Annotated in this window: 12 protein-coding genes; 4 read left to right on the top strand and 8 right to left on the bottom strand. The window is 34.5% G+C overall.

The genetic code is table 11. The features are described from left to right. Window positions 1-37: 37 nt before the first annotated feature. On the top strand, window positions 38-550 hold the full coding sequence (locus DNC80_RS08480) for a CvpA family protein (protein WP_144890224.1): 513 nt from the start codon (window positions 38-40) through the stop codon (window positions 548-550). A gap of 1 nt (window position 551) precedes the next feature. On the opposite strand, the gene DNC80_RS08475 is transcribed toward DNC80_RS08480, so the two are convergent. The 8 genes from DNC80_RS08475 to DNC80_RS08440 form a co-directional block, all read right to left on the bottom strand. After that, a complete protein-coding gene (locus DNC80_RS08475; protein ID WP_182650817.1) occupies window positions 552-1,295 on the bottom strand; it encodes a tetratricopeptide repeat protein in 744 nt (247 codons plus the stop codon). A gap of 65 nt (window positions 1,296-1,360) precedes the next feature. Next, window positions 1,361-3,106, bottom strand: a complete 1,746-nt coding sequence (locus tag DNC80_RS08470; RefSeq protein ID WP_182650815.1) for a BatD family protein — start codon at window positions 3,104-3,106, stop codon at window positions 1,361-1,363. A 20-nt stretch (window positions 3,107-3,126) separates the two neighbouring features. After that, a complete protein-coding gene (locus DNC80_RS08465; protein WP_182650813.1) occupies window positions 3,127-3,876 on the bottom strand; it encodes a tetratricopeptide repeat protein in 750 nt (249 codons plus the stop codon). A gap of 47 nt (window positions 3,877-3,923) precedes the next feature. Continuing rightward, on the bottom strand, window positions 3,924-4,955 hold the full coding sequence (locus DNC80_RS08460; RefSeq protein ID WP_182650811.1) for a VWA domain-containing protein: 1,032 nt from the start codon (window positions 4,953-4,955) through the stop codon (window positions 3,924-3,926). Between the two features lie 65 nt (window positions 4,956-5,020). Continuing rightward, on the bottom strand, window positions 5,021-6,022 hold the full coding sequence (locus tag DNC80_RS08455) for a VWA domain-containing protein (protein ID WP_182650809.1): 1,002 nt from the start codon (window positions 6,020-6,022) through the stop codon (window positions 5,021-5,023). Next, window positions 6,022-7,653 carry a hypothetical protein gene (locus tag DNC80_RS08450; RefSeq protein WP_182650807.1) on the bottom strand — a complete coding sequence of 544 codons (1,632 nt, stop codon included), beginning with the start codon at window positions 7,651-7,653 and terminating at the stop codon, window positions 6,022-6,024. Before DNC80_RS08450 ends, DNC80_RS08455 begins: the two co-directional genes overlap by 1 nt. Before the next feature lie 106 nt (window positions 7,654-7,759). Then, entirely contained in the window at window positions 7,760-8,623 is an 864-nt protein-coding gene (locus tag DNC80_RS08445) for a DUF58 domain-containing protein (protein ID WP_182650806.1), read from the bottom strand. Between the two features lie 84 nt (window positions 8,624-8,707). Further along, complete coding sequence (locus DNC80_RS08440) at window positions 8,708-9,712, bottom strand: MoxR family ATPase (protein WP_144890199.1); 1,005 nt, start codon at window positions 9,710-9,712, stop codon at window positions 8,708-8,710. 212 nt (window positions 9,713-9,924) lie between these two features. On the opposite strand from DNC80_RS08440, the gene DNC80_RS08435 reads away from it, so the two are divergent. The 3 genes from DNC80_RS08435 (at window position 9,925) to DNC80_RS08425 (ending at window position 12,881) form a co-directional block, all read left to right on the top strand. After that, the gene (locus DNC80_RS08435) at window positions 9,925-10,797 is read left to right on the top strand and encodes an aldo/keto reductase family oxidoreductase (protein WP_182650805.1); all 873 of its coding nucleotides are present in this window, start codon (window positions 9,925-9,927) and stop codon (window positions 10,795-10,797) included. A 36-nt stretch (window positions 10,798-10,833) separates the two neighbouring features. Continuing rightward, complete coding sequence (locus DNC80_RS08430) at window positions 10,834-11,592, top strand: SDR family NAD(P)-dependent oxidoreductase (protein WP_182650803.1); 759 nt, start codon at window positions 10,834-10,836, stop codon at window positions 11,590-11,592. Window positions 11,593-11,741: 149 nt separating this feature from the next. Then, window positions 11,742-12,881 carry an ATP-binding protein gene (locus DNC80_RS08425; protein WP_182650801.1) on the top strand — a complete coding sequence of 380 codons (1,140 nt, stop codon included), beginning with the start codon at window positions 11,742-11,744 and terminating at the stop codon, window positions 12,879-12,881. Window positions 12,882-12,964 lie beyond the last annotated feature (83 nt).

Here is a 12,964-nt window from a genome sequence, read left to right as displayed (position 1 = left end):
CTTTGTTCTTTATTTAAATCACTATATTTTTGTTTTTATGAGTTTTCTAGATATTATTTTGGGTGCGTTATTAGCTTTTGCTGGATTTAAAGGTTTAAAAAATGGTCTTTTTGTTGAACTAGCTTCACTAGTTTCATTAGTATTAGGAATCTATTTAGCTATTAAATTTTCATTTTTTACAAAAGAAATCATTTCGGGATTTGTAAACTGGAATCCAAATACCATCCAAGTAATAGCGTTTATGATTACGTTTTTAATCGTTGTTGTAGCCGTGACATTTTTAGGTAAATTCCTCACTGGGATAGCAAGTTTCGCTTTCTTGGGATGGGCCAATTCTATAGGTGGTGGTTTTTTTAGAATATTAAAAACCGTTTTAATCTTAGGAATTGTATTTTCAATTTTTGAAAAAATAAATTACAATCATATCTTGGTCAAGAAGGAAACGCTTGACAAATCCATATTTTATAATCCCGTTCAAAAAACTGCTGCTTACCTCTACCCTTCCCTACAAGAATGGTATAGTAGTTTGAAGAAAAAAAGTAAAGAATAATCTATTTCAATTCCTTAATCGTACTACTTTCAATCCAGCCAGAAGTTCCATCTGTGAGTTGGATTTTTTTCCATTTTCCAATAGTTTCAAAAACGTAGACTTTGGCTCCTTCATGTATTGCTAGCAATGGTTTTCCGCCTTCTCTTGGTTCTTTTTTCACATCTGTTTTTTCGGCAAAAACGATCGCCGGTCGTTCAGAATAATAATACTTTTTCTCAAAAAACGCAGCCGAAAGTACAACCAGAAGCAATACAAAAGCTACACTCATTCCGGTAAAGAAAACTCTTTTTAAAAGTGGTTTTCGAGAAAAATAATATACCAAAAAGAACGTGAAAAATAAAAATGAAAAACCTATTGCAATCTTTCCCCAAACGTCATAGTCAAACTGTCCCGTAAAGTCTTGTATGAGTTTTGCAAAGCCTACTTTAGGAATCACCTTAAACTCATCAATGGTTCTTTTTTGGGCGAATTTTAAGTTCCCTGCCGCCTCAACGTTTTCTGGATTTAGTACAAGGGCTTTCTCATAATTGTAAATTGCTGGCGCAACTTGATTAAGCTTATAGTAGGCATTACCCAAATTAAAATATAACTCTGATGAGTGTTGGTTGTTTTTTAAAACACTTTCATAAGCCGCTGCAGCCTCAGTATACTTTCCTTTTGCATAGAATGCGTTGCCATTTTCAAAACCACTTTGGGCAAAGAAAAATTGGGTTGAAAATAAAAATAGGTATAATATGTTTTTCATTATAATATTTATTTGCCACAGAGGCACAAAGTCCTTTTACTTAAAAATTAATTTTAATACTCTTATTATGAAATCTGTTTTTCTAAATCCGAAATTATAACTACCGCTTTGTCAAAATCCTGTTGAATCGTGACACTTGACGAAGGTGCATAACGCGCTATTTCACAATTTTCAGTAAGTGTAATGAAATCTGTTACCGTTTCTGGATTTGCATTACGAGACAACAATAATTCCTGAATATTATCCTTACTCATTTCTGAGGTTTCAATATTTAGTTTGGCTTTCAAGAAATTATGCATCGCTTTTTCAAGTGCAATGTAAAAGAGTTCTTTGTTATTGATCTGTTTCTTGGCTTCTGATAAATATTTCTTGGCTAACTTGCTATTCATTCGAACTCTGTTTCCAGTAACATCATCATCCATAGCTTCTTTCTTCTTTTTGAACAACACAATCAGCGGTATCAATAAAAAAGGAATTAATAATAACCCTATAAACGTATTTGACCCTAAAAAATCTTTCTTATTTATTGGAACAAAATTGGTCTTTGACTTAATGTTTTTAAATTCTTCTACAGCTGCAATTTTATTTATATTACCCCTTGTAGCAGTAGAATCAACTGGTGAAGGCCCATCAAGTACATGTATCATGATTTCAGGTGAACGCAAGGTTTTATAGGTTCCAGAACTTAAATCAAAATAAGAAAACTGCATTGGTTTTACCGGATAATTCCCTTTATATTGCGGAATTATAGCATAACTATCTACTGATTTTCCTGCCATTCCAGTTAGCGGTGTGCTAATGTCTTCGCTGTGAACGGCATCATACATTTCAAGAGCATTTGGAACTACTGGTTTTGGCAAACTAAATAGTTTTAAATTTCCTTTTCCGGTAACGCTCAGAACCAAATCCAGGCTTTCTCCATGTTTTAAATTAGTCTTTGATGGAGCAACTTTAAAATCAAAATCACCCACTGCACCGGTAAAATCATCTGGTTTCCCTGCCTCAGGAAGTGGTTTTACGTTTATTGTTTTGGCTCCAGCCGAAACTCTTTTTGTCGTTTCGGTGAGTAGCATTCTACCAAACATATCCCTACGGTTAGTAGGCAATTGTACATCAACAGTTAAGGACAATGGCTCAATTTTAAGTCTGCCCGATTTTTGAGGATATAACACTACTTTCTTTAAAACAATATACCTGAAATTTTGACCTTTAAAAATGCCTTCTTCGGCAACCAGTTGTTTTATTTCAATGTTTTGACTCCAAAAGTCATTGTATTTGGGTTTACTTGTTTCCCCAAGATTTGTAATGCCAATGTTTGCAAAATACAATTTATACACCACCGTAACGGGCTCATTGAGATATGGATTAGTCTTAGAAACATCAGCAACTAAATACAAGTTTTCATCACCAGAAATTTGTGGATCGTTAGGATCTCTAGGCTGCTCTGTAGCTGCTGTAACCGTTATTTTTATGGGAGCTGTTTTGTAAATTTGCCCGTTGTACTCAATAGCAGCCGACTTGATTACAAAAGTCCCCTTTTGATTGGGAACTAAAAAATAAGAATATGCTTTTTCAAAAGAGCTTCGTCCGTTTACCCAAGACTGACTCACTTGCTGACTAGGTCCGGCAATGATTCTAAAACCATCAAAAGATGGCTGTACAAAATTATCACCATCTACATTCATCATAAAATCAATACGCAATCTTTCATTCAAGCCTAGCGTAGTTTTGCTTACTCTGGCCTCAAACTGAACCTGAGCGCTCAGCGTGCTGCACACTAATAAAACAATCGCTGCAATGTATTTTTTCATTTTCAAAATCTCTAATTGAATTACCAATCTTTTTCTGTTTTAACTGGTTTTCCTTTTACTTTTTGGGCATTAACCTTGTCTTGAATTTTCTTTTCTTCTTTGTTTACAGCGTCTAAAAGATTTTCTAAACGGTCTTTAGAAATTCCTCCTGGTGCCGGTTTAGGCTCTCCTTTTTCATTTGGTTTCGGATTTTTATTTTGCTTATCCTGATCGCCTTTGTCGTCCTTTTTATCTTTATCGCCGTCTTTTTTGTCGTCCTTTTTATCGTCTTTTTTATCTTTATCCTTATCTTTCTTATCGTCTTTTTTCTTGTCGTCCTTCGGCGGGTTGTCTTTTAGCATTTTTTTAGCCAAGGCATAATTATAACGTGTTTCCTCATCCGTTGGGTCATTACGCAACGCATTTTTATAGGCTTCTACGGCTTGCGCATAATCCTTTTCATTCATGAATACATTTCCTAAATTGTGAAAAGCACGGTGTTTTTCGGGTCTTGTTTTCGAATTTTTTAAGGCTTTCGCAAAAGCAAATTTAGCTTCACTAGACTGTTTTTGTTTGTAGATACTGTTTCCAAGATTAAAAGGCGCAGCAGCTTTATTAGGGAATTTTGAATCCGAAATTCGATAATTGGCTTCAGCATCCGCAAACTTATTGTCCGCATATTCTTGGTTTGCTTTGGACAAAATTCGGTCTTTTTGTTGCGCAAGCAATCCAGCTGTACCACAAAAAGCACTGATTAAAAAAGCAACTATAATTATTTTAAATCTTTTCATTTATTGTAGCTCTATGTCCAAAGGTTTTTGAAACCTTTTGGAAATAATTATTTATTCTCGTTAAATAAATCCAATTTCTTAACCCAACTTGTTTTTCTTTCCAATAGAAAAACATCTGCAAATAACAACAAAAAGGCAAAACCCAAAAACCATTGAAATTGCGATTGAAAATCCGCCATTTCTGTAGCTTCAAATTCGGTTTTTTGAATATTATTTAGTGCATTTTTGACATACTCTAAAACTTCTTTTGTGTTATTTCCGTTTACATACCCACCTTTTGTGGTTTTTGCAATCAATGTTAAACTTTCAGGCACCAACTTTGTAATTACAACTTCATTATTGCTGTCTTTTTTAAAACCTTCAACAACACCGTTTCGTTTTAGTGGAATTGTACCTCCTTTTTCGGTTCCTACACCTATTGTGATAATTTTAATTCCTAGTTTAGCGGCTTCTTCTGCTGCAGCTTCTGCACCCTCATTATGATCTTCTCCATCTGAAATCATAATTAAAAGCTTGCTCGTTTTCTTATCATCAAAATAAGTAGCTGATAACTTGATAGCCTCATTAAATGATGTCCCTACAGAGGAAACCATATCCGTATTCATGCTTTGTAAAAACATTTTAGCCACACTATAATCAGTAGTGATGGGCAATACTGGAAAAGCACTCCCGGCATAGGCAACAATTCCTATACGGTCACTACCAAGCTGGTTTATAATTTGCGAAACAATTTGCTTGCTTTTGTCCAATCGATTTGGCGCTACATCTTCGGCCAGCATACTTTTGGAGACATCTATTGCAAAAACAATATCAATTCCCTCGCGTTTTACGGTCTCCATTTTAGTTCCAATCTTTGGGTTAACCAGACCAATAATAAGCCCTAGTAAAGCCAAAATAAGAATTACAATTTTTAGAACAGGTTTAAACATGGAGCTGTCTGGACTCAGTTTTTTCACCATTTCTAAATCACCAAATTCGCGTTGCTTTTTTCTTTTCCAATATAAATTGAATAAAAAAACCAACACTACTAGAGGCAGTATCAATAAGAGGTATAAATATTTTTTTTCGTCTAATTCCATTTTTTTACTTTTAGTCGCAGTATTCCGCTATAGTTTTGAACTGAAAACTGTGAGAGCGACTGTCATTATACAAAGCTTCTAAAAACCGTATTTCTTAATCCTACTTCCAGCAAAACTAAAAATCCAGCAAGCAATATAAAAGGTCTGAATTTTTCATCATAATCATAAAACTTAAGTTCTTCTATTTCTGTAGTTTCTAGCTTATTGATCGATGCGTAAATCTCAGCTAACTTATTATTACTGGTTGCTCTAAAATATTTTCCATCGGTTTTCTTGGCAATATTTTTCATTAATTGCTCATCAATCTCCACTTTCATCATTTGGAACAAAAATTTTCCATTAGGCGCAATAGCATATGGAAACATTGCCATACCATTAGTACCAATTCCTACCGTATACACTTTTATTCCGTATTGTTTAGCAATGTCAGATGCCGTTTCTGGCTCAATAAATCCGGCATTATTTACACCATCTGTCAACAAAATAACCACTTTACTTTTAGCTTGACTGTCTTTTAATCTGTTTACTGCAGTTGCTAGTCCCATACCAATTCCGGTTCCATCTTGCAAAACATTGTCATATTTAATGCTGTTAATGGCATTAAGAATAACGGCTTTATCACTGGTTACTGGTGTTTTTGTATACGCTTCAGAGGCATAAACTACAAGCCCAATTCGGTCATTTGGTCTTTCTTGAACAAAATCGGCTGCTACTCTCTTGAGGGCTTCCATTCTATTAGGTTTCAAATCTTTGGCAAGCATACTTCCTGATACGTCAATTGCCATTACAATATCAATCCCTTTTGTAGTTTTCGTTTTATTGCTAATGTCTACCGTTCTTGGTCGAGCCAATGCAACGATTAACGAACATAAGGAGAGCACTCGCAACACGTTTAACATGGGTTTTAACTTGGTCAAAAATGATTCTGAACCTTTGAATCCTTCCAATGAACTCATTTTTAAGGTAGCCGATTGCTGCTTGTTTTTTTGGAAAAACCAAAAAATAACAACTGGAATTAATACAAACAACCAAAAAAATTCTGGGTTTAAAAAAGTGATTTTGTCCATTATTTACTTGCTTGTTTTAATTCGACTGTATTTAAAACCCGTTCCGAAATTTCATTTCCATAAGAATCTCCTTCTTCATGAAAAATTAAAATTTGTTGCAAACCGCCTTCTTGACTAAACAATAGTGCCTCATAATACATTCGTGCTGTAGTTTTGTTTTGGCTGTCCAGTTGAGAAAAAGTTCCGTAGGCTTTTAATCCTTTTACACCCTCTGGCGTTTCAAATTCTTCTTGCTTGACAATCATGTTTTGTGCTCCTTGGGCTTCTAAAGATTGTAAAGCACCGTCCATTGATTTGGCCAAGTCAATTTGAGTTTCGGCCTTATATTTTAAAGTAGAAACCATCACATAGAAACGATCTACAATGCTACCATAACCAAAAGATTGCATTTCTTTGATTAATGCCATTCCGTTTTTAGGAAGCGTTTTGGTAAGATCTACACGTTTTAAAACCTTTGGAGTTTCAATGATAATACCTGGATTTCCGTATTCACTTTTCACCCATTCGCCCTCTAATAATTCCTTAGTAGGGTGACCCATAATGTTGTCTTTCACAAAATCAAAACCTCTAGTTGCAATAAAATAAGTGGTCACAGCCGTTACAAGAAAAACAACACTTGCAATAGCGGTTTGAATGCGTTTTTTTCTTTGCTTGCGTAATTGCAATTCAATTTGTTTTTGTTTTTGAGCTTCGTTTAAAAGTAATTCTTCTTCAAGCGGAACCTCAACTGGAATTGATTTATCTAATGTTAAAATAACTTTTTGAATTTTATTGCGATCCTCTGTTATTTCGAAATCAAGCGGTTTTGATTTGGCAAATTTTACTAAATCGGCTTGCTTTAAAACTCGCTCAAGGTTTTCAATAATTTCCTGTGAAAGTGTCATTTTCTTTTTGACAGAAGCCGCTCTTAATCCCTGAATCAACTCTGATGTTGTGCTTTCCATGGCTGGAATTTCAATCGCTTCTTCGATATAATTTCGGGCAATATCTGTTAATTCACTATAATAAGCCTTGACTTCTCCTTTTTGCCAAAGTTCTTTTCGCTCTAAGGTGTCTAATAATGTTGTTGCTTTTTCAATAGGAGTTTTAAAAACTTCTTCATTTAATTTTTTCTCCTGACGCTTTTTTAGAAACCAATAAACTAAAACAGCAATTCCGGCAAGTAATAGAATTGCCAAAACATATTTCCACCAGTTACCCATAGTCTCCTCTGCTGGAGCAATGTCTTTAATGTCATACATTTTTTGTTTTAGCGTATCCACTTGCACATTGGCAACTTCTACTAAAAGTGAATCTGTAAGAAAGGCTTGGTTGTTGATGAAAATTTTAAACCTAGGAATAACATACCTCCCAGAATCAAACTGGGTAAGTCCGTATCTTTTTGTCAATTCATACCTACCGTCTATTTTTACCGTATCAATAGGATACGATTGAATAACTTCTAATGCGCCAAAGTTTCTTGATTTTGGAAAAAGTACTCGGCTTGACGAATCTACCGTTGTTTTTATAGTCAACTTAAACTCGGCACCAATTTTATTTTTAATTGTATCAATACTTGTAACCACTTGCTTTTGTTGTGCAAAAACAGCCGTAGAAAGCAGCAATAGTAGTAGATATAAATGTTTTTTCATGTTATATTTTTGAACCTCTTTTGATTTTTGATTGCTGGTAAACAATTTGTAATGCCCTATTTAAGCCCGAAACTTCTATTTATTTTTTATCAAAAATCTGAATTTATCATCTCGATTTAAAGTAACTCAGCAACTTAGTCACATAACTTTCATCAACTCTTGTGTTCACCACACCTGAACCTGATTTACTAAACGTTTCCTTAAAATAATTTACCTTATCATGGTAGTGTTTTTCATAACTAGTACGAACTGCTTTAGACCCTGTGTTGATCAACTCAATGACACCTGTTTCGGCATCAAGCATAGGAACCATTCCTAAATCTGGCATTTTTTCTTCCCGAATATCATACACTCGTATTCCAGTAACATCATGTTTTTTGGCAGCAATTTTTAGCGTTTGTTCATAACCGCTTGCCATAAAATCAGAAATAACAAATACTATTGCTTTCTTTTTTTGAGTTCCTGATAAAAACTTTAAGGCTTGCGCTAAATCTGTTTTCTTGCTCTTTGGCTCAAACTCTATCAACTCTCTAATGATTCTTAATACGTGCGACCTTCCTTTTTTTGGCGGAATATACAATTCTATTTGGTCAGAAAACAAAATTAAACCAATCTTATCATTGTTTTGAGTAGCTGAAAAAGCCATAGTTGCCGCAATCTCTGTAACAATATCTTTCTTAAATTGATTTTTAGAACCAAAACTTTCTGATCCCGAGATATCTACCATTAGCATCATGGTCAGCTCTCGTTCTTCCTCAAAAACTTTTACGTGTGCTTCATTATACCTTGCGGTTACATTCCAGTCAATTGCTCGAATATCATCCCCATATTGGTACTGTCGCACTTCACTAAAGGTCATTCCGCGTCCTTTAAATGAAGTATGATATTCCCCCGAGAAGATGTGATCGCTCAATCTTCTGGTCTTAATTTCTATTTTTCTAACTTTTTTTAAGAGATCTTTTGTATCCATTTTTTTTAGTTTTCAGTCGCAGTTTTCAGTCGCAGTTGACAAGTCATATCTTATACACTGTGACTGAAAACTGAAAACTAATTTTTAAGGTACTTCTACTTCGTTTACAATTTTGTTAATGATGTCAACAGAGGTAATGTTTTCTGCTTCGGCCTCATACGTAATTCCTATACGGTGGCGTAATACATCATGCACAACTGCACGAACATCCTCAGGGATAACGTACCCACGGCGCTTGATAAAAGCATAACATTTTGCGGCATTCGCCAAATTGATACTTCCACGAGGAGAAGCTCCAAAACTGATTAAAGGTTTTAAGTCAGCTAGTTTATATTTTTCAGGATAACGCGTAGCAAACACAATATCCAAAATGTATTTTTCAATTTTTTCATCCATGTACACTTCTCTTACGGCTTCTTGAGCACGCAAAATTTGTTCAACAGATACTACAGCGTTCACTTTTTCATAGCTTCCTTTTAAATTTTGACGAATTACAAGGCGTTCATCTTCCATTTTAGGGTAATCGATAACTGTTTTCAACATAAAACGATCCACTTGAGCCTCAGGTAATTGATATGTCCCTTCCTGTTCTACTGGGTTTTGTGTTGCCAATACTAAGAAAGGTCTGTCTAGTTTAAAAGTAGTGTCACCAATGGTTACTTGCTTTTCCTGCATCGCCTCTAGTAATGCTGATTGAACTTTCGCTGGAGCACGGTTGATCTCATCTGCCAAAACAAAATTGGCAAAAATGGGACCTTTTTTTATAGAAAATTCATTTGCCTTGATGTTGTAAATCATAGTACCCACAACATCCGCAGGAAGCAAATCTGGAGTAAACTGGATTCTACTAAAAGATCCTTGAACGGCTTGCGCCAAAGTGTTTATGGCAAGAGTCTTTGCAAGTCCAGGTACACCTTCAAGTAAAATATGACCTTGCCCTAAAAGCCCAATCAACAATCGCTCAACCATGTGTTTTTGACCCACAATGACTTTGTTCATTTCCATAGTCAAAAGATCTATGAATGCACTCTCTCTTTCTATTTTTTCATTGATAGCTCTTATGTCTAAAGTCCCCGTATTTTCTTCCATTATATCTTTTTTAAAACCTTGTATTTAATGCCTTCGTTTTGAAGCTGCAAATTGAATTTTTTTTTAGAAGTAAGATGTTAAAAAATGGTTAAAACTTCAATAAAATAGGTAATTTTAAGGACATATTGTGATACAATTTTTATATTTTTAAGAACTTTGAATATTATACTTTGATTTCAAAGTTTTGTACCTTTAAACAAAAAAAATCAACCATGAGCAAAACAAAAATATCACCCATAATAGCAGGGGTCATGAATTGGGGAATTTGGGATAAAAAACTCAATACCAAAGAAATGGAAAACATGATCAATGTGTGTCTTGAAAATAAAATAAGCACTTTTGACCATGCTGATATTTATGGAGATTACACCACCGAATTTGAATTTGGTAAAGCATTAGCCGCAAGTAAAATAGATAGAGATAGAATTCAATTAATCTCTAAATGTGGCATTCAAATGGTAACTGAAAACAGAAATAACACCGTCAAAAATTACCAATATTCACAAGAATACATCATTAACTCCGTTGATAATTCCTTGAAAAACCTGCAAACAGATTACCTAGATGTACTGTTATTGCACAGACCTAGTCCATTAATGCAAGCCGATGAAATTGCTGAAGCGGTTTTAAAACTAAAAACGTCTGGAAAAATTAATGATTTCGGATTATCAAATTTTACCACCTCGCAAACAGAACTCATCCGTGCCAAGACCGAAGTTTCATTCAATCAAATTCAGTTTTCGGCTACGCATCATGAGCCCATGCTCGATGGCAGCCTTGACTATATGCAAATTCACGGCATCCGACCTATGTCATGGAATCCACTCGGATCCGTTTTTAGAGAGGATATTCCGCAAACTAGAAGACTAAAAAAATTACTAGCTACGCTGGTTTCAAAATATCATTTAGGATCTGATTCTATTTTATTGGCTTGGATTTTAAAACATCCAGCTCAAGTAATTCCTATTGCAGGAACCGTAAATGTCGCACGCATACAATCACTACAAAAAGCAGTTGAATTAGAGCTAGAACACGAAGATTGGTTTGCCATCTGGACCGAAAGTATGGGAAACAAAGTACCTTAGTATCTTTAAAACTTTTTAAATAAAATTATCCTAATAATGACAAAAACTGCCTTAATAACTGGAGCTACAAGCGGAATAGGAAAAGCAACCGCACAGCTTTTAGCCAAAAACAACTATAAAATTATCCTTTGCGGAAGACGAGAAGATCGACTAAATGATTTAAAAAAAGAACTATCAAAACTCACTGAAGTTCACACTTTAAACTTTGATGTTCGTGACAAGAAAGCGGTTTTTGATAGTATTAACTCCATCCCTGAGAGCTTTGCAACCATAGATATTTTGATTAATAATGCAGGAAACGCGCATGGACTTGACCCGATTCAAAACGGAAATTTAGACGATTGGGACGCTATGATCGATATTAATGTCAAGGGACTTTTATACGTTTCAAAGGCTGTGATTCCTGGAATGATAGAACGAAAATCAGGTCATATCATTAACATAGGCTCAATAGCTGGGAAAGAAGTGTATCCAAATGGAAATGTATATTGCGCCTCTAAACACGCCGTTGATGCACTCAACCAAGCTATGAGAATGGACTTAAATCCCTATGGCATACGCGTGGGAGGCATACATCCTGGTGCAGTAGAGACTGAGTTTAGCGAAGTACGATTTAAAGGCGATACAGAAAAAGCCGCAAATGTATATAAAGGATTTGAACCCTTGCGTGCCGAGGATATTGCCGATATTATTCATTTTGTGGTGTCAAGACCATATCACGTAAACATTGCCGACTTGATGGTGCTACCAACAGCCCAAGCAGCGGCTACTATTTTAAAAAAAGAAATTGTTTAGAAATAATTTGAAAAATTAACCGCTAATTAGAATTTTATCTAATAAATTTAAAATTTGATGATTAGCGGTTCCTTTTTCTATATTCTGAGACAAAAATTTAAAATAGGATTGAAAAAACACCTTAACAAAAATAAAAATAGTCTCTCGCAATGATCAACAAACGTCTTCTTATTAAAAACCTTCTCGCTCATAATGACGAGAGTAGTTTTTATGATAAAAAAAGACAGTTGAACTTGCATTCTCGTGAGGGAAAAGCAAAATTTTTAAAACACATTTGTGCCCTTTCTAACTCTAACCCTACTAATAATTCATACATTGTTGTAGGCGTTGAAGATCAGGAAAATACAATTGTAGGTGATGATTTTTTTGACGATAGCCGTATCCAAAATCTTGTAAACGCCTATCTTGAAAATCCACCCAAAATTCAATACGAGAATGTTCCTTTTCCTAATTTGCCAAAAGACAAGGTTGTTGGTCTAGTGACTATAAAACCAAAAAACAAAATTTCGTGCTTTAAAAAAGGAATTCATACCATCCCCATAGCATCTATTTTTATTAGACGCGGCAGCAATACCATACCACTTGACGGAGACTTTGAAAAAAATTATCAAAACACTGAAACCGTAATTGGTATAGAAAACAACTCTAGAAACAGCATTGCAAATACGCTTGATGGAGTAATGGATTTTATGAACCTTCGGCACAAGGATATGTCTCCAAAATACAAAGTCTTCAAAGAACTATTTGTTATTTGCTGGGCAGGTATTGTTAAAAAATCTCGGGACAAAACCTATCTTTCTCGCGTAGATATTGAATTGATTAATGAGCAAATTAAACTCTTTTATTCTGCTCAAGATGTGGTTGAAATCACTTTTGACGAAGATACTTTTACTATTATTGAATATGTTCCATTGGGTTTAAATGACAAAACAAGCTATTACCCACTTGAAAAACAAACCATCCATTTTCAAGATAATGGATACTATAAAATTGAACGAGAGTTTTTATTTCAACCACCAGAATTCAATAAAAAATTACTATTTCACATTTATAATGTGAACCTTAGTATCTTAAAAAAGCTAGAAAAGGGATTTGAATTGAGTGGTAGAGAAAACAAAGATTTAGAAAACTTACCCTCTACCTTAATGATTTGTTACCTCAACGGTTTTGAAGATGCTAAACAAAAACTGATTGATGCTAAACTAGTATTAAAACCTTTTAAACAAGTGTATTTATCGTTTAAAGAAGCTTTGCGAGTTTTGAGAAAAATGAAATATGACATGCAATAAAATGATTAGATTTTATTGTTCATCCCAAATTTTTAAAAAACAGAATACTAAACACGTTTTTTTTATTCAGACCAACACTAAAC

The sequence above is a fragment of the Flavobacterium sp. SOK18b genome, assembly GCF_014156605.1.
Taxonomy (GTDB): Bacteria; Bacteroidota; Bacteroidia; order Flavobacteriales; family Flavobacteriaceae; genus Flavobacterium; species Flavobacterium tiangeerense.
Note: the sequence above shows the minus strand (reverse complement) of the source record. Positions and strands in the feature narration are given on the sequence as shown.